The organism is Nocardiopsis exhalans (assembly GCF_024134545.1).
GTDB classification, from domain to species: Bacteria; Actinomycetota; Actinomycetes; order Streptosporangiales; family Streptosporangiaceae; genus Nocardiopsis; species Nocardiopsis exhalans.
On the sequence record NZ_CP099837.1, the window covers coordinates 6,406,071 to 6,423,188 of the forward strand.

Sequence of the window (17,118 nt, forward strand, 5' to 3'; positions counted from 1 at the left end):
GGTGGTCGGGGGCGGCGCGGACCCTATTCGGAGGCGGGCAGGACGGCGGTCCACACGCTTCCGTTGAAGGTCCAGTGTCCGGTCGGGGGCTCCATGAGGGTACTCGGGTCCATTTCGGCGACGACGTGGAAGTGCCGTTCGGGCTCCACCGAGCCGTCGGTGAGCCCGTCGAGGTGGTCCCATTCCGGCGCGGCGAGCACGGCGTCCCGGCCGCGCTCGTGCACGGCCGAGACCACGCGTTGGACCACCTCCGGGCTCGGGTCGGCCAGGGCCGCGGTGGGCGCCCCGCACACGTTGCGCAGCAGCGGCATGTAATTCCCCGCCATCGCGGAGTCAACCACGATGACCGAGGCGTCAGGGGGCAGCGACGCGCAGAGCCGCTCGGTCTCGGCCACCGTTCCCACGTCCTGCCGGTACCCCATGATCCCCGCGGCAGAGGTGGCCACCGCTGGTCCGAGCAGGGACACCGCGGCGCAGGCGGCGACCACGGCGGGCAGTGAGCGGACCATCGAACCGCCCCTGGTGTAGCTGACGGAGCGCTCGCAGTAGTGGGTCAGCCAGGCCAGGAACCACACCGCGAACAGGATGAACGCGGGGATCACCAGCACGATCAGCCGCCTGCTGGCCCACGGGTGGTCAGGGGTGATGGCCGGGCGGAGCAGGGTGGTGGTGACCGTCCAGACCAGCAGCATGGCGGGCAGCAGCCACGGGAGGTCGCGGCGCTGGGTGAGCCTGCGCAGGACGAGAGCGACGCCCAGGGCGGCGAACAGGACGGTGCCCAGCCCCACGTACCAGCCCACCCAGTACAGGCTCATGTCGTAGTAGGTGCGGCTGCCCTCGACGGGCAGGCCCTCGATCTGCTGGACGGCGGCGACCCACTGGTCGGTGAAGTCGCTGCCGTGCCCGTAGTCCGGCCAGAGCAGGGGGCGGATCGCGAAACCGACCATGGTCAGCAGCGCGAGCGCCGCCATCGTGTTGGGCAGCCACCGGACGCGTTCGGTGTGCGGCAGCCCGTACCGCCACAGCGCGGCGGTGAGCACGACGGTGGCGAAGACGACCACGGAGCTGATCAGGAGGAGGGGGTTCAGGGAGTCCGAGAGGTAGTCCAGGTAGGGGTAGGAGAAGCCGTACCCCGCGACCAGCCCGTAGATCACCCCCACGGCGAGCCCGCCGACCAGCGGAAGCCCCTGACCGCGCCGGGCGACCAGCAGCAGGCCGACGAAACCGACCACCGGCAGGAGGTCGCGGATGGCGTCGATGCGCACCAGCACACCCAGCCCGAACACCAGCCCGGCGACGGCCGCCAGGGTCTGCGGGCCTCCCCAGCGGTCGGTGATGCTCCGGTTCCGGGCCAGGGCGTCGAAGGCCAGGAGCAGGCCGCCCAGGAGCAGGATCTGGGCGAGGGGCTCGCTGTAGGTGAACCGGCTGACCCACTGCTGCGGCAGGCACACCGCCAGGATCAGCGCGGCCAGCGGAGCCCAGCGGGCACCCACCAGACGGGCGGTGAGCCCGGCGAAGGTGAGCACGCCCAGTGCGCCCAGGACCGGGGTGGTCACGAGCATGCCGTCCAGCCCGCCGAGCCAGTAGCCGACCGACAGGACCAGCGGCGCCCCGGCCATGAACTGCGGCCAGATGACGTCGTCGCGCTGGTAGTAGGCCAGGCTCTGGTAGCTCAGCGCCGGGTCGTCGCCCGCGATGAGCTCGCGCTGCTGCGGGATGGGCAGGTACCCGTTCTCCGCGATCCAGGCCGTGTACATGGCGTAGGAGGCCGGGTCGCGCCGGATCACCAGGGCCTCGGCGTGGAAGGCGATCTGGACGGCGGCGAAGGCCACCGCGATCACCAGGACCGCGATCACCGGCCACCAGGGCACCCTCTCCCCGTCCGGCGGGTCCGGGATCAGCCGCGGTACCAGGGCGCAGGCCGCGACGACGGCGGGCAGCCCCAGGATGAGCGAGGTCAGCGGGGTGAAATGGCCGATGACCAGGAGGGGGAAGGCGGCGAGGAGCCAGGCCGAGAGGGCGATCGCGGGGAGCGCGGTCACACGGGCGAGGATCCGTCCGGGAAGCAGGCGCATGGGGGCAACTCTGGCAGTTGGCGGCACGGTACGCACACCGCATCCCAGCACGGGCGCGACCATGACTAACCGGACCCCGGAAGAACGCGCTGGTGAGGCCGTCCGGGCCAGCGGGAACACCTAACATGGGCGCCATGTCCGACTCTCCCGCGCGGCTCTGGCGCGCCCTCGTCTCCGCCGATCCCTCACGCCCGTTCGTGACCTCCTACGACGAACTCGGCGACCGGATCGAGCTCTCCCGGGCCACCCTCGACAACTGGGTGTCCAAGACCTCGAACATGCTCGTGGACGGCTTCGGCACCCAGCCGGGCGACCGGGTGGCGCTCGCCCTGCCGCCGCACTGGCAGTCCCTGGCGTGGATCCTGTCCAGCTGGTCGGTGGGGGCCGCGGTGGTGCTGTCCGACGAAGGGGTGGCGCCGGACACGGAGGTCGCGGTGGCCGCTTCGGGCCGCCTGGAGGCCGCCCTGGACAGCGGCGCGGAGGAGGTCGTGGGCACCTCCCTGGACCCGTTGGGCCTGCCGCTGCGCGAGGTTCCGCCGATGGTCACCGACTACACCGTCGAGGTGCGCGGGCACGGCGACCACTTCCCCGCCTACCCGGTGGACGCCGCCGAACCCGCCCTGGAGTCCGCCGGGCGTACCCTCACCGGCGCCGACGTGGCGGCGGCCGGGCGGGCCCTGGCCAAGGAGTGGGACCTGGGCGAGCAGGACCGGCTCGCGGTGGTCGTCGCCCCCGACGCCCCGCTGACCGCGCTCCGCGAGGACCTGTCCGTGCTCACCGCCGCGGTGGTCTCCGGTGCGCCCCTGGTGCTGACCCCGCCCCCGGCCGAGGGCGACCTCCAGCGGTTCCTGGACCGGATGGGCACGGAGCGGGTCAGCGTGCTGTACGGGCCCGAGCCCGCGGGCGACCTGCCCTTCCGCCGGGTCGTCTGAGCGTAGGAAGGCCAGGGCGAAGCCGGGGGCGTTGCTCCGTCTGTTATGTCGGCTTGGTAAAACGTTCCGGTGAACACCGACGCTCTCGCTCCCCTGGTCCCGCTCCTGGTCGTGACGGGATACCTGCTTTACACGGGGGCCCGAAAAACCCTTCTCGCTCTGTCGCGGCGTCGGCGCGAACTGGGGCTGGCCAGGTCTGGGGTCCGCACGCACGGGGTCGTCCGCGCCGTCCACCCCCTGGGCCGCCCCTCCGGACGGCAGGCGGTCACCGTCCAGCTGCATGACGTCGGGAGAGGTTCCTGGGAGGCGGTCGACGAGTCGGGGACCGGGGGCTACCTCCTCCGGGAGGGCACCCCGGTCACAGCGCTGTACGACCCGGCGGACCCGTCGAACGTACGTGTGGAGCGTGCGGCCTTCCCGGACCGTTCCCGGGGGGACTACCCCCTCTACCGCGACGGGGTCCCCGGCCCGCCCTCCCTCACAGCGGCGCTGTCCCCTCTGGCGGCGAGCCTGGTCATCCTCGTGATCGCTGTCCTGGTCGCGGCGAACCGCGCCGATACCGCCCTTGGCCTGATACCGCCGCTCTTCGTCGTGCTGGGCCTGGGGGTGCTGGCAAGCGCGGCGCACCGTCTGCTCACGGACACGAGCACGCGCCCCGACCTGCGGGCCTCGACCACGGGAACGGTGACCGACTGTTGGACCGAGACCAAGCGCGGACGCCGTCGGAACAGGGGGTGGACCACGATTCGGGTGCACCCGTTCACGGTCTACTTCCAGGCCGCCGACGGGCGGGAGGTCCACGTTCGGCACTCCGTCGCCAGCGGCCGTTTCGTCCCCGTTCCCCAACAGGAACTGCGCGTGGACTACGACCCCGCCCATCCACCGCACTACGCCCTGGCCGATCACCCGAACGCGGGGCGGATCCCGGTCGTGGTGCCGTTCGTGGTGGGTGGGGTCTTCGTACTCGTCGGCTCGGTGCTGGCGTTCATCCTCTGACCGGTCGCCCTGCCGGCTCGGCTTCCCCTCCGGGTTTCTCACACGGCCGATTCGCGGCGGCAGGCGCCGCCGCGTTCCGCTTCCGTGGCGCGCGCCCCGCCCCCGGCACCGGCCTTCCCTCTGGTGTTCCTCCGACGGGCCTCCTTCCGGGCCTGGCGGGCGGCGCGCTCCTCGCGGGCGGCGCGTTCGGCCTCGGCGCGGTAGAGGTCGGCGGCCCGGGCGGCGAGATCCGGATGCATGGTGTCCCCGTTTCGGTGAGTCCGTGTCCACCGGGTCTGCTCTCCCGGCTGCCCACAGACTTCCGATAAGGCCCCCGGCCGCACATCGGGAGACTTCACCAGACACCTGCGCCGCGCCCCGCCTCAGACGGCGTGGGGCGCGGCGTGCGGACGGCTGAGGTACCTCAGAGGGCCCGTCGGCGGCACTGAGGCCGCTGAGGAACCCCAACCGGCAGAAGCGGCTAGGCCTCCCGGTAGTACGGGTCGGCGGCCGTACCCGTGCGCTTGGCCTCGTCGTAGGTGTACACCTCGCGGCCCTCGACGAACACGCGCTGGGCGCGGCTCATGATGTCGAGCGGGTCACCGGACCAGATCACGATGTCGGCGTCCAGACCGGGCCTGAGGGAGCCCACCCGGTCGTCCAGGCCCATGATCTCGGCGGGGTTGACGGTGAGCGCGCGGATCGCGGAATCACGGTCCATGCCCTCCTTGACGCACAGGATCGCCTGGTAGACGAGGAACTCGATCGGGATGACCGGGGCGTCGGTGGTCAGCGCGACCTTCACCCCCGCACGATCCAGGATGCCCGGGTTGGCCAGGGTCTTGTTGCCCACCTCGACCTTGGAACGGGCGGTCATCAGCGGCCCGGTGATGACCGGGATGCCGCGCTCGGCGATCTCGTCGGCCAGCAGGTGGCCCTCGGTGCAGTGGTTGATGATGAGCCGGTAGCCGAACTCGTCGGCCAGGCGCATCGCGGTGTGCATGTCGTCGGCTCGGTGCACGTGCTGGCACCAGGGCACCTCGCCGTCCAACACCCGGACGAGGGTCTCCAGGGTGTTGTCGCGGTCGAAGGGGTTGCCCTCCTCGGCGGCGTGGTCCCGCTTGGCCTTGTAGTCCTGGGCCTTGGTGAACGCGTCGCGGATGACCGCGGCCACGCCCTGGCGCGTGGAGGGGAGCGTGTCCTTCTTGCCGTAGACCCGCTTGGGGTTCTCGCCCAGGGCGCTCTTGACGCTGGCGGGCTCCTTGAGCAGCCGGTCCTCCACGCTGCGGCCCCACATCTTGATGGCGACGGTGCGGCCGCCGATGGGGTTGCCGGAGCCGGGCTTGATCACCGAGCTGGTGACACCGCCGGAGAGCGCGTCGACGAACCCCTGGTCGGCGGGGTTGATGGCGTCGATCGCGCGCATGCGGGCGCCGTTGGGGTCGGTCATCTCGTTGGTGTCGTCACCGGCCCAGCCGATGGTCTCCTCGTGGATGCCGACGTGGCCGTGCGCCTCGACGAAGCCGGGCAGAACCCACTGGCCAGCGGCGTCGACGATCTCGGCTCCCTCGGGGACCGTGACGTCGGCGGCCGCGCCGACGGCGGCGATCTTCCCGTCGGCGATGAGGACCGTGCCGCCGTCGATGGGGTCTCCGTCGACGGGAACGACGTATCCGGAAGTGATTGCGATATCCATGGCGGGCAACCTAACCCATGGACGGTCACGTTCCCAAGGCCGTTCGACGACCGATCACCCTACGAATCGGTCACCGGTCAGCACCGTTGACCCTTCGGTCGGCCGCCTGGTGGCCGTCAGCCGACAGACCGCGGGCCGCTCATCCGGCGGGCCAGCGGGCGGTGAGGAGCTCGGACTCCGGGGTCAGCTGGACGCTGGCCTCCTCGATGGAGTCGCGCACCATCCGGCAGTGGCCGACGTCCTCGCTGTCCCCGGTGAGCTCACCGCCCTGGGCGGCGAAGGCGTAGACCATGCTGGGCCGGTCGGCGAACTCCATGATTCTGAAGGCCCCGCCCAGGCCCGGGTGGTGCGGTGTCTCCTCGGGGATCACCCCGAGGTCGACGATGCCCGCCTTGATGAGGTCGGCGAGGAAGTCGCGCTGGCCGTTGAGGACGTCCGCGCCGCCCTGGGGCCGTTGGAGCACGGACTCGTTGAGGACCACCCGCAGCGCGGGGCCCTCCGGCCCGGTCGTCGCCGCCCGCTCAGCCATCTCCTCCTCCACCAGCGCCTCGATCTCCTCGGGCTCCAGGTTGGGGTGGCGGGGCTCGAGGACGGCCCGCGAGTACTCGCGGGTGCGCAGGAAGACCGGGACCGCCATCGGCTGGTGCTCCCACAGGCGCGCGGCGTGCGTGCCCAGCTCGCTCATGTCGCCGAACTCGCTGGGGAAGGCCTCGGCCTGGAGGGTGATCGCCCAGGCGTCGACCAACTGGTGTTCGGTGCCGAGTACGGTGTCGACCCGTTCCACCAGGGAGCGGGCCGGGCGGCAGTGCGCGTCCTCGACCTCGCGGAGTTTGTCGTCGGTGACCCCGACGTTCCTGGCGAGCTCCGCGCGGGAGAGGCCCCGGTCGGATCGGGCCCGCAGCACCCGAGCTCCGAAGGGGAGCCACATCGCCGACGGCAACGCGGTGTTCACGCCCATAACCTCTCCCGTCCTCGCCCGGAACCTCGGGGCGCCGCCCGGGGCGACGCTTCTAGGGGCCTGCGGTGACGTACCCTTCAGTGTGACACCCCAGCCCCTTTGATCCGACCTTCTCCTGGGTCGGGGCGGCTGGTCAAGCGTCCGGGCGGGTGCGGCCATCCGTGATAAATCAGCACAAAGTCGACGATGTCGCCCACGCCTGTCGAGTGTTTCCCCCGATTGGAAGGTCCGTTGGTCTACCTCGCCCTCTTCCTCGCCGTGGCCTCGCTCGTCTTCTGGGTCTACGTGTTGTTCGACGTCATCGGGTCCGACGCCGATCGGGTCCGGCTGCTGCCCAAGCCCGTTTGGGCCGTGATCGTCCTGCTGGTGCCCAAGTTCGGCCCCGCGCTGTGGTTCATGCTGGGCCGCCCGCCCCGGAACCCCGCGCTCTCCAGCGGCCCGGCGGGCCCGCCGCCGCCCTTCCCCGAGTACGAGCACCCCGGTCGCGCCCGCGCCGTCTCACCGGAGGAGGACGAGGCGTTCCTGCGGCGCTGCCGTGAGCGGGCCGAGGAGCAGCGCCAGCGCGCTCGGGAGTTCCAGGAGCGGGAGCGCCAGGAGCGGGAGCACCGGGCTCTGGACCAGAGTGGGGACCGGGACCGGAGCCAGGAGCGAGGTCAGGGCGAGGAGCGGCGCGAACACGAAGGTGACGAGGACGCGACCGGTTCCACATCCTGATTCGGTCACAGTATTTCGGTCGGGCACGCCCCCGGGATCTGGGGCTCCCGGGTTCCCAGTAACCTGTGTGCCGCCCCGCTGCGAATCTGATCCCGGAAGTGAACCGATGAACCGCTTGACTGTGCCGGTAGCGATCCTCGCCTCCACCGCTCTGCTCGCCACCGCGGCGTGCGGGAACGCGGAGGAGGCCGAGCCGGAGGCCACCTCGCCCGAAGCGACCGAACCCGCGGCCGAGGTCGAGGTTCCCGACGTCACCGGGGCCACGCTCCACACCAGTGAGGGCGACATCGAGGTGGAGCTCCTGGCCGAGGAAGCACCGCTGACCGTCACCAACTTCGTGGAACTCGCCGAGGGCGACGGCCCGGAGAACCCGGAGACGGGTGAGGCGGAGTTCTACGACGGCACGATCTTCCACCGCGTGATCGACAGTTTCATGATCCAGGGCGGTGACCCCACGGGCACCGGCCGCGGCGGCCCCGGCTACCAGTTCGAGGACGAGTTCGACTCGGGGCTGGGCTTCGACGAGCCCGGCCTGCTGGCGATGGCCAACTCGGGCCCCGACACCAACGGCTCGCAGTTCTTCATCACGGTGGCGCCCACCCCGCACCTGAACGGGCTGCACACCATCTTCGGCAAGGTCGCCGACGAGGAGTCCATGGCCGTGGTGGACGCGATCGCGGTCATCGAGACGGACGACAACGACCGTCCCACGAACGATGTCGTGCTGGAGTCCGTCACCATCAAGCACGCGGACGGCTGACCCCGGCTCGAACCGACCCGGGCCCGAACCGGCCTGGCCCGCAACGACCGAGACCCGAGCGCGCTCAGCGCCGCCGTTTGGCCATGGCGGCGCGGGCGCGTTCGACCGCGGGGCCGATCGCCTCGACCAGCCGGTCCACGTCCTGCCCGGTGGAGGTGCGGCCCAGGGACAGACGCAGGCTGCTCAGCGCCACGTCCGGGTCGGCCCCGGCGGCCAGCAGTACGTGACTGGGCTGGGCCACCCCCGCCGAGCAGGCGGAGCCGGTGGAGCAGGAGATGCCCCTGGCGTCCAGCAGCATCAGCAGGGCGTCGCCCTCGCAGCCGGGGAACGACAGGTGGGCGATGCCGGGGAGCCGCAGCTCCGGATCGCCGTTGACCACGACGTCCGGCACGACCCCGCGTACACGCGACTCCAGTTCGTCGCGGAGCGCGGTCAGGTGCTTGACGTGTTCCTCGCGTTCGGCCACGGCCGTGTGCACCGCGGTCGCCAGTCCCCGGGTGAGCGGGGCGGACAGCGTTCCGGAGCGGATGTCACGTTCCTGGCCGCCGCCGTGCAGGACCGGAACCGGAGCGAGCCCCCGCGCGACCACCAGTGCCCCGCTGCCCACCGGGCCGCCGAGTTTGTGGCCGCTCAGCGTCAGGGCGCTGACCCCGCTGGTGGCGAAGTCGACCTCCTCGGCCCCCACCGCCTGTACCGCGTCCGTGTGGAAGGGAACGCCGTACTCGGCGGCGACCCCGGCCAGCTCGCGCACCGGCTGCACGGTGCCGATCTCGTTGTTGGCCCACATCACGGAGGCCACGGCCACCGAGGCGGGGTCGCGCTCGATCGCCGCGCGCAGGACCCGCGGACTCACCCTGCCCAGGGCGTCCACCGGAAGCTCCTCGCAGACGGCGCCCTGGTGGTCGGCCATCCAACGGACGGGGTCGAGCGCGGCGTGGTGCTCCACGGCGCTGACCAGGATCCGCGTACGCGCCGGGTCCTCGGCGTTGCGGGACCAGTAAAGGCCCTTGAGCGCGATGTTGTTCGACTCGGTCCCACCCGCGGTGAAGACCACCTCGTGCGGGGTGGCTCCCACCGCCTCGGCGACGCGTTCGCGCGACTCCTCGACGGTCCGCCGGGCGGTCCGCCCGTGGCCGTGCAGGGACGAGGGGTTGCCGAGGGCACCGAGCTCCGCCGCCACATCGGCGATCACCTCGGGGCGGACATCGGTCGTGGCTGCGTGATCCAGATACACCATGGCGCATTCCAGGATACGTCCGGCCACATCCCGGTTCACCCACCGTCCCCTGTTGTCCACAGGCCGGACACGGGCTTTCTCCGCTCCCCGGTCCGGACCGATAACCTTGGACCATGCCTGACTCCGCGTCCACGCAGCCCGCCACGACCGCCGCCGCCCCCGCCGGGGAGCACTGGCCCGCGCCCGCCGCCCAGCGGCCGGTGCGCGCCCGGATCCCCCTGCCCGGGTCCAAGTCCGTCACCAACCGGGCCCTGGTGCTGGCGGCGCTCTCCGCGACGCCGTGCGTGGTGCGCCGTCCGCTGGTCAGCAGGGACAGCGAGCTCATGGTGGGCGCCCTGCGCGCGCTCGGCGTCGGAGTGGCCGAGGTCCCCTCCGAGGACCCCTCGGTCCCCGACCTCTCCGTCACCCCGGCCGCCCTCCGCGGCCCGGCCGACGTGAACGTCGGCAACGCCGGTACCGTCATGCGGTTCGTACCGCCGCTGGCCGCCCTGGCCACCGGTGACGTGCGCTTCGACGGCGACCCCCGCGCCCGGGAGCGGCCCATCGACGAGCTGGTCGGCGCCCTGCGCGCCCTGGGCGCCGACATCGACGACGGCGGCCGCGGAGCCCTGCCCCTGACCATCCGCGGGACCGGTGCCGTGCGCGGCGGCGAGGTCACCCTGGACGCCTCGGGCTCCTCCCAGTTCGTCTCCGCCCTGCTGCTCAGCGGTGCCCGCTTCACCGAGGGCGTGCACATCCGGCACGAGGGCCCGCCGGTCCCCTCCCAGCCGCACCTGGACATGACCGTCGAGATGCTGCGCGCGGTGGGGGTCGCCGTCACCACCGGCGAGAACTGGTGGAAGGTCGAGCCCGGCCCGGTCTCCGCTTCGGAGCTCACCGTCGAGCCGGACCTGTCCAACGCCGCGCCCTTCCTGGCCGCCGCCCTGGTCAGTAAGGGTGAGGTGACCGTCCAGGGGTGGCCGGTGCGCACCACCCAGGCCGGAGACGCCCTGCGCGAGCTGTTCACCCGGATGGGCGGGGAGGTCCTCCGGTCCGGCGCGGACGACACGGACCTGACCCTGCGCGGTACCGGTGCGATCCACGGGATCACCGCCGACCTGCGCGACGTGGGCGAACTCACCCCCACCATCGCCGCCGTGGCCGCCCTGGCCGACTCACCCTCCCGGCTGACCGGGATCGCGCACCTGCGCCGGCACGAGACCGACCGCATCGCGGCGCTGGCCACCGAGATCAACCGCCTGGGCGGAGACGTGGAGGAGCTGCCCGACGGGCTGGTCATCCGGCCCCGACCCCTGCACGGCGGGGTGTTCCACTCCTACGACGACCACCGGATGGCCACCTCCGGCGCGGTGATCGGGCTCGCGGTGCCCGGGGTGGAGGTGGAGAACATCGCCACCACACGCAAGACCCTGCCCGACTTCCCCGGCCTGTGGTCGGAGGTCCTGGCATGAGCCGCACGCGGGGCGGGGGACGCCACCTGGACGAGGACGACATCCGCGTACGCGCCCGGGGCGGCTCCAAGCCGCGCACCCGCAAGCGGCCCAAGCACGAGAACGCCGTGGAGGGCCTGGTCACCGCCGTCGACCGGGGCCGGTACCGGTGCCTGGTCGCCGACGTCCCGGTGGTCGCGATGAAGGCCCGCGAGCTCGGCCGCGGCTCCATCGTGGTCGGCGACCGGGTGGACGTGGTCGGCGACCTGTCCGGCAGGCCCGACACCCTGGCCCGGGTGGTCCGGGTACGCGAGCGCGCCTCGGTGCTCAGACGTACCGCGGACGACACCGACCCGGTCGAGCGGGTGATCGTGGCCAACGCCGACCAGCTCGCCATCGTCTGCGCCCTGGCCGACCCCGCCCCGCAACCGCGCTTCGTGGACCGGTGCCTGGTCGCCGCCTACGACGCCGGGCTGGAGCCGCTGCTGTGCCTGACCAAGGCCGACCTGGCCTCCCCCGACGAGATGCTGCGCACCTACAAGCCGCTGGGGCTGCCGTACGAGGTGCTCAGCCCCGACGGTGGCCTCGACGAACTGCGCGCCCGCCTGGCCGGCAAGAGCACGGTGTTCGTGGGCTCCTCCGGTGTGGGCAAGTCGACCCTGGTCAACCGGCTCGTGCCGGGCACCGACCGGGCGGTGGGCCACGTCAACGCGGTCACCGGCCGCGGTCGGCACACCTCCACCTCCGCGCTCGCCCTGCCCTTCGAGGGCGGTTGGCTGATCGACACCCCGGGGGTGCGCAGCTTCGGTCTGGCGCACATCTCCCCGGAGGAGATCGTGGCGGGCTTCCACGACCTCGCCGAGATCGCCGAGGAGTGCCCGCCCGGCTGCACCCACCAGCCCGACGCCCCGGAGTGCGCCGTCGAGGCCGCCCAGGCCCGGGGCGGCCTCGACGCCGAGCGCGTGGCCTCGCTCCGGCGCCTGCTCAGCAGCCGCGAGGGCGAGGACGACACCGACCCGGAGCAGCCGCCACCCGGCCCGCACCACTGATTCATCCGCGCGCCGCTCGGCCGGTCAGGGGGCGTGGCTCACGGGTGCCTCGTTGTGGGAGGCCTTGCCCAGGACGTGCTCACGTCCCCAACGCCCCAGGGGTTCCAGCGCGCGGTTCAGGCCACGTCCGAGCTCCGTAAGCGAGTACTCCACCCGGGGCGGGACCTCGGCGAAGTCCTCACGCAGCACGATCCCGTCGTCTTCCAGCTCGCGCAGGTGGGAGGCGAGGACCTTCTCCGACACTCCCGGCAGCACCCTGCGCAGCTCGCCGAAGCGGCGCGGGCGTTCGTCGAGGGCCCAGAGGATCAGCACCTTCCACTTCCCGCCCACCACGTCCATCGCCGCGTCGATGCCGCAGTGGTAGTCCTTCGTCCCGCGCCTGGTGACCAACGTCCCCGCCCCTTCCCGCCTCGTCCAGCTGGATGCTTACCCCGGAGTGCGCACCCACTTCGAAGTGCGTACTTGTCCTCGGGCCGGGCCCGGCCCGAGGCTGGGCCCATGACACACGACACCGCACAGTCAACCAAGCCCCGCGTCGTCCTGCTCGGCCTGGGCGCCATGGGCTCAGCCCTGGCCCGCGCCTGGCTCGCCGCCGGGCACCCCGTCACCGTCTGGAACCGGACCGCCTCCCGGGCCGAGCCCCTGCGCGCGCTCGGCGCCGACGTCGCCGCCACCGCTGCCGAGGCAGTGGCCTCGGGAGAGCTGGTGGTGACCTGCCTGTTCGACGACGCCTCGGTCGGGGAGGCGCTGGCAGGGACCGACCTCGACGGTCGGGACCTGGTGGAGCTGACCACCGGTACCCCGGACCAGGCCGACGCCCGGGCGGAGTGGGCGCGGCAGCGGGGCGCGCGCTTCCTCAGCGGCGGGATCATGGCGATCCCTCCCATGGTCGGCGTTCCCGAGGCGGGCGGCTACGTGTTCTACAGCGGTACCCGTGAGGTCCTGACCGAGCACGAGGCAACACTCGCGGTGCCGTTGGGCACACGTTGGGCCGGGGCCCGCCCGGGCGCCGCCGCCCTGTACGACATCGCCCTGCTCAGCGCCATGAACGGCCTGTTCGCGGGCGTCACGCACGCCTTCGCCCTGGTCCGCGACGAGGAGATGCCGCTGAAGGAGTTCTCGGGCCTCCTGGTGTCCTGGCTCAACGCGATGGCCTCGACAGCGGGCTCGATGGCCGAGCAGATCGAGAGCGGCGACTACACCAGGGACGTGGTGGCCAATCTGCCCATGCTCGTCTCCGGAAACCGCACCCTGGAGGCCGCGGCACGGGAGCAGGGGGTCGACTACCGGCTGCTCTCCCCGTACTCGGAGTTGCTGGAGGAGCGTCTTGCGCAGGGCTTCGACGAGGAGGGCGGTACCGGGGCCCTGGAGCTGCTCGTCAAGCGCCCCTGAAGCCCTGGGCCGGACCCGCCACAGGCCGCTAGAGGTCGACGGTGCCGCCGCAGCGCCAGTAGTGGGTCCGGTCCTGTTCCATGAAGCCCTCGTCCACCAGGCTGCGGCGCAGGACCACCAGATCGGCGCTGAACCGGCACAGGACGGCGTTGACCTCCGCCCCGGTGTAGCGCACGCCGGGTTCGAAGGCCCGGGCGACCTGGTCGAGCAGGACGAGGCGGTCCGGGCGTCGGACCGGGACGGCGGTGATCCGCCCCTGTGGCATATACGTGCGCAGTACCTCACCGCGTTCGTGTTCGGTCAGCTCTCTCGGTCCGCTCCCCTCCGACACCACGGCCTCCTCAACGGTCCACCGGCAGCATGCCGTGCACGACCATCTCCACCCGCTGGGCGGCCTGGTCCGGGTCCATGGGTTGGAGCGCGTAGGACACGATGAGCCGCAGGGCCACGTCCGCGACCGCCTCGGTGGTGTCGGGGGCCACGTCCGGGCAGCGTTCCCGAAGCGTGAGGGAGATGCGTTCGCGCAGGGCGTCCAGGAGCGGGGCGGACCTGGTGGTCACCACGGGCAGGAGCTGGTCGTCGCCGGTGACCACCGCGCGCAGCAGAGGGTTGTCCCGGGCCGCGAGCAGGACCATCCGGGTCGTCCGGCTCACCGCGTGCGCGGGGTCGTCGCCGTCGGACTCCAGGACCCCCATCACGGTGTCCAGCAGCGTGTTGACCTCACGCACCACCACTGCTTGGAGCAGCCCTTCCTTGCTCCCGAAGACGTTGTAGAGGGTCTGCCTGGACACCCGTGCCGTGGCGGCGATGTCCACCATGCGCCGCTCGCCCCAGTCACCCGCCAGGACCTCGGCGTAGGCGGCGTCCATCAGCCGTTCGCGCACCCCGGTGCCCTCCCCGGGCCGTCTGTCTCCGCTCACGGTACCCATCTCCCCATCCTCGCACCCGTGCCTTCCCGAGTCCTCTAACACTCTGATCACGCGAGGGCTCCGGTTTGGGCGTGTTCGTGCCCGGGACGGTAGCGTTACCGGCCATGGCGTCCTATGACGATGATCTGCGGCTGGCCCACGTGCTCGCCGACGCTGCCGACGACATCGCGGTCAAGCGTTTCCGTGCGCTTGACCTGGTTGTCGACACCAAACCGGACCTGACCCCGGTCACCGAGGCCGACCGCATGGTCGAGGAGACCCTGCGCAGCGTGCTCTCCCGTGCCCGGCCCCGTGACGCGGTGGTCGGCGAGGAGTACGGCAAGAGCGGCAACAGCAACCGGGTGTGGGTCATCGACCCCATCGACGGCACGAAGAACTACGTGCGCGGCGTCCCGGTGTGGGCGACGCTGATCGCCCTGCTGGAGGGCGACCGCCCCGTGGTGGGCGTGGTGTCGGCCCCCGCGCTGCACCGGCGTTGGTGGGCCTCCAAGGGCGGCGGCACCTGGACGGGCCGCAGCCTGTCCAAGGCCACCCGCTGCCACGTCTCCAAGGTCCAGGACCTCTCGGACGCCTCGCTGAGCTTCTCGTCGTTGACCGGCTGGGAGGAGCAGGGCCGCCTGGAGTCGTTCCTGGGGCTGACCCGGTCGGTGTGGCGGACCCGGGCCTACGGCGACTTCTGGTCGCACGTGATGGTGGCCGAGGGGACCGTCGACATCGGGGCCGAACCGGAGTTGTCCCTGTGGGACGCGGCCCCGCTGCCGATCATCCTGGAGGAGGCGGGCGGTCGCGCCACCAACCTGCGCGGCGACGGCTTCGAGGACGGCGGTCCGCTGGTGTGCACCAACGGGGTCCTGCACGACCAGGTGCTCACCTGGCTCAACGGAGGCCCCACCCCGCTGCGTCGCCCGGAGTAACCCTCGGAGTCCCGGAGTCCGGCGGCGGCCTTCGGCACCCCTGAACAACACGAAAAGCACCTGGACGAACACGTTAAGTAGTAGCGTGCGCTGTGTGCTGACCACGACAACCCACCGACGGCGCACGGTCGCGCTCTGCGGAGCGGTCCTCCTGGCCACCGCCTGTGGCCAGAGCCACGGCCACACCCCGCAACAGCTCAGCGAGATGATCGCCGAGACCGTGCGCGACTCCGCCGGGGCCGGCTCGCTCGGCCTCGGCATACCCGACACCGCCTTCGATCCCGCCCGCTTCGCCTGCGCCCCCGCGGTGGACCCCGAACTCCCCGGCGGTTGGCGCAGCCAGGCCCCGCGCGCGGCGGTCGAGGACGGCGAGCCGGTCGAACTCGGCCTGTCCGACACCCAAGGCCATTCCGGCACCGTCACCGCCGCCGTGACCGGTCCCGACGGGGAGACCGCCCTCGCCGAGGCCGCCCTCGGCGAGGGTGAGTGGATCCACCTGGACTACCCTGACGCCTTCGACGGAGCGGAGCTGGTCCCCGGTGTGTACACCGTCGTGTGGTCCGACACCGAGAGCGGGGCGCCCATCACCTGCGACGGCTTCGAGGTCGAGTGACCCCGGGCGCCCCGGCCAGTCCCCCGGATAGCGCCAGGCAATCCCGCGTGGCCAGGTTCGGCCACCAGAAAAGTCTCCTCCGGATGAACCGAAACCCCCCGTACCCGCGATTGGTCTGTTGACGCCCCGCCCAACGCGGGGCAGCCCGGCGCCGCCCCGATGCCGTGCCGGGCCCTACAGACACACGGGAAGGGGCTCCATGCTGCGTTCCCTCACCGCTGGGATCGTGCTGGCCTTCGCCGGTTCCCGAGCCAACGTGGCCCGGACCATCCTGTCCTGCGCGGGCATCGTCGTCGGTGTCGGCGCCCTGATCATGGTGGTCACCGCCGGCGAGCTCGGCCAGCGCTACGCCACCGCCTTCAGCGAGGCCAACGCGGGACGTGCGGCGACCATGGAGGTCTCCGCGTTCGACCGTGTCACCGACCTCGACGCGTTCGAGGAGGACCTCGGCCGCGCCGGCGCCATCGAGACCTCGGTCCTCAAGCGGATCGAGAACGAACCGCCCTTCCGCAAGGGCGACCAGGTGTTCCGGAACGTCGAAGTCGTCGGCGTGGACGTCGCCCTCGGCGACATCCGCCGGATCAACATGACCCAGGGTCGCTGGTTCACCGAGGCCGACCTGGAGTCACGGGCACCGGTACTGGTGGTCAACGAGGCCCTGGCCGCCGAACTCGGCGATTTCACCGACGTCCAGCTCGGCAGCGACCACTGGGCCGACGTGCGGATCGTCGGCGTCTCGCAGAGCTCCGCGTACGACGGCGACTGGTACAGCGCCTACCTGCTGCGCGCCCCCGCCTCCGGGGAACTCCTCTTCGGCCCCTCCTGGAGCCCCGAGGACAACTCGGCCACACAGGTCAGCTACCTGGCGCGGATCGACCCCTCCGACTCCGCCGCCGACGAGATGGACTTCGGCGAGGAGTTCACCGAGCGCCTGGCCTCGGCCAGCTGGCGCTGGGGGGTCGACAGCCAGGACAGCCTCATGGCCTACCGCTCCGACTACGCGGAGACCACCGACGAGGTCATCGGATACCTGTCCCTGGGCCTGATCGGCATCGCGGTGATCACCCTCACCACAGGTCTGCTCGGCGTCCTCAACGTCGGGCTGGTCACCGTGCGCGAACGACGGCGTGAACTCGCCACCTACCGAGCGCTCGGGGCGAGCAGGTTCACCCTGTTCGTGGCCGTGGTGATGGAGGCGGTGGTGGTGGCCGTCGTCGCCGGACTCATCGCCCTGGCGCTGTCCTGGGCGATGGTGGCCGCCGGCGGGGTCGTCATCGGCCGACTCATGTGGCTGCCGCCCGACATCGCCATGACCGTTCCGCCCTCCGCCGCCCTGGTGGGGCTGGGCAGCGCGGCGTTCGTCGGACTCTTGGCCGGGATCATCCCCGCGATCCGGGCGCTGCGCGCGTCCGTCGTCGCCGGGCTGCGGGAATAGGAGACACAA

The 17,118-nt window shown here is 71.9% G+C and carries 18 protein-coding genes; 10 read left to right on the forward strand and 8 right to left on the reverse strand.

The genetic code is table 11. The features are described 5' to 3' along the window. Positions 1 to 23 precede the first annotated feature (23 nt). On the reverse strand, positions 24 to 2,075 hold the full coding sequence (locus tag NE857_RS28375; RefSeq protein ID WP_184366101.1) for a hypothetical protein: 2,052 nt from the start codon (positions 2,073 to 2,075) through the stop codon (positions 24 to 26). A 125-nt stretch (positions 2,076 to 2,200) separates the two neighbouring features. Between NE857_RS28375 and NE857_RS28380 the strand changes: the two genes are divergently transcribed. Continuing rightward, the gene (locus tag NE857_RS28380) at positions 2,201 to 3,007 is read left to right on the forward strand and encodes a TIGR03089 family protein (protein ID WP_184366102.1); all 807 of its coding nucleotides are present in this window, start codon (positions 2,201 to 2,203) and stop codon (positions 3,005 to 3,007) included. A gap of 69 nt (positions 3,008 to 3,076) precedes the next feature. Next, positions 3,077 to 4,003 carry a DUF3592 domain-containing protein gene (locus NE857_RS28385; RefSeq protein WP_184366103.1) on the forward strand — a complete coding sequence of 309 codons (927 nt, stop codon included), beginning with the start codon at positions 3,077 to 3,079 and terminating at the stop codon, positions 4,001 to 4,003. A gap of 38 nt (positions 4,004 to 4,041) precedes the next feature. On the opposite strand, the gene NE857_RS28390 is transcribed toward NE857_RS28385, so the two are convergent. The 3 genes from NE857_RS28390 to NE857_RS28400 form a co-directional block, all read right to left on the reverse strand. Then, positions 4,042 to 4,242 (reverse strand): hypothetical protein, encoded by a 201-nt coding sequence (locus tag NE857_RS28390; protein WP_184373105.1) that lies wholly within the window; start codon positions 4,240 to 4,242, stop codon positions 4,042 to 4,044. Positions 4,243 to 4,463: 221 nt separating this feature from the next. Beyond that, the gene (locus NE857_RS28395) at positions 4,464 to 5,678 is read right to left on the reverse strand and encodes an amidohydrolase (protein ID WP_184366104.1); all 1,215 of its coding nucleotides are present in this window, start codon (positions 5,676 to 5,678) and stop codon (positions 4,464 to 4,466) included. A gap of 139 nt (positions 5,679 to 5,817) precedes the next feature. Continuing rightward, positions 5,818 to 6,636 (reverse strand): helix-turn-helix domain-containing protein, encoded by an 819-nt coding sequence (locus NE857_RS28400; RefSeq protein WP_184366105.1) that lies wholly within the window; start codon positions 6,634 to 6,636, stop codon positions 5,818 to 5,820. A gap of 231 nt (positions 6,637 to 6,867) precedes the next feature. Between NE857_RS28400 and NE857_RS28405 the strand changes: the two genes are divergently transcribed. Next, positions 6,868 to 7,350 carry a PLD nuclease N-terminal domain-containing protein gene (locus NE857_RS28405; RefSeq protein WP_254418414.1) on the forward strand — a complete coding sequence of 161 codons (483 nt, stop codon included), beginning with the start codon at positions 6,868 to 6,870 and terminating at the stop codon, positions 7,348 to 7,350. A 106-nt stretch (positions 7,351 to 7,456) separates the two neighbouring features. Next, complete coding sequence (locus tag NE857_RS28410; RefSeq protein ID WP_254418415.1) at positions 7,457 to 8,110, forward strand: peptidylprolyl isomerase; 654 nt, start codon at positions 7,457 to 7,459, stop codon at positions 8,108 to 8,110. Between the two features lie 64 nt (positions 8,111 to 8,174). Here NE857_RS28410 and NE857_RS28415 read toward each other — a convergent pair whose 3' ends face one another. Further along, positions 8,175 to 9,347, reverse strand: a complete 1,173-nt coding sequence (locus NE857_RS28415) for a cysteine desulfurase family protein (RefSeq protein WP_254418416.1) — start codon at positions 9,345 to 9,347, stop codon at positions 8,175 to 8,177. A 113-nt stretch (positions 9,348 to 9,460) separates the two neighbouring features. On the opposite strand from NE857_RS28415, the gene aroA reads away from it, so the two are divergent. Next, complete coding sequence (gene aroA, locus NE857_RS28420; protein WP_254418417.1) at positions 9,461 to 10,798, forward strand: 3-phosphoshikimate 1-carboxyvinyltransferase; 1,338 nt, start codon at positions 9,461 to 9,463, stop codon at positions 10,796 to 10,798. Then, positions 10,795 to 11,826 (forward strand): ribosome small subunit-dependent GTPase A, encoded by a 1,032-nt coding sequence (gene rsgA / locus NE857_RS28425; RefSeq protein WP_184366110.1) that lies wholly within the window; start codon positions 10,795 to 10,797, stop codon positions 11,824 to 11,826. The genes aroA and rsgA overlap by 4 nt, the downstream gene beginning before the upstream one ends. Positions 11,827 to 11,850: 24 nt before the next feature. Here rsgA and NE857_RS28430 read toward each other — a convergent pair whose 3' ends face one another. Continuing rightward, on the reverse strand, positions 11,851 to 12,165 hold the full coding sequence (locus tag NE857_RS28430; protein ID WP_184372282.1) for a winged helix-turn-helix transcriptional regulator: 315 nt from the start codon (positions 12,163 to 12,165) through the stop codon (positions 11,851 to 11,853). 159 nt (positions 12,166 to 12,324) lie between these two features. Here NE857_RS28430 and NE857_RS28435 point away from each other — a divergent pair, with 159 nt between their 5' ends. Then, a complete protein-coding gene (locus NE857_RS28435) occupies positions 12,325 to 13,218 on the forward strand; it encodes an NAD(P)-dependent oxidoreductase (protein WP_254418418.1) in 894 nt (297 codons plus the stop codon). 28 nt (positions 13,219 to 13,246) lie between these two features. On the opposite strand, the gene NE857_RS28440 is transcribed toward NE857_RS28435, so the two are convergent. Together NE857_RS28440 and NE857_RS28445 are read right to left on the reverse strand one after the other, a co-directional pair. Beyond that, positions 13,247 to 13,483, reverse strand: coding sequence for a DUF2087 domain-containing protein (locus NE857_RS28440; protein WP_184372285.1), 237 nt, complete (start codon positions 13,481 to 13,483; stop codon positions 13,247 to 13,249). 76 nt (positions 13,484 to 13,559) lie between these two features. Then, complete coding sequence (locus tag NE857_RS28445) at positions 13,560 to 14,147, reverse strand: TetR/AcrR family transcriptional regulator (protein WP_254418420.1); 588 nt, start codon at positions 14,145 to 14,147, stop codon at positions 13,560 to 13,562. 104 nt (positions 14,148 to 14,251) lie between these two features. Here NE857_RS28445 and hisN point away from each other — a divergent pair, with 104 nt between their 5' ends. From hisN to NE857_RS28460, 3 genes are all read left to right on the forward strand, one after another. Beyond that, the gene (hisN, locus tag NE857_RS28450) at positions 14,252 to 15,061 is read left to right on the forward strand and encodes a histidinol-phosphatase (RefSeq protein ID WP_254418421.1); all 810 of its coding nucleotides are present in this window, start codon (positions 14,252 to 14,254) and stop codon (positions 15,059 to 15,061) included. Positions 15,062 to 15,155: 94 nt separating this feature from the next. Further along, a complete protein-coding gene (locus NE857_RS28455; protein ID WP_425572118.1) occupies positions 15,156 to 15,674 on the forward strand; it encodes a hypothetical protein in 519 nt (172 codons plus the stop codon). Between the two features lie 199 nt (positions 15,675 to 15,873). Then, positions 15,874 to 17,109 (forward strand): ABC transporter permease, encoded by a 1,236-nt coding sequence (locus NE857_RS28460; protein WP_254418423.1) that lies wholly within the window; start codon positions 15,874 to 15,876, stop codon positions 17,107 to 17,109. Positions 17,110 to 17,118 lie beyond the last annotated feature (9 nt).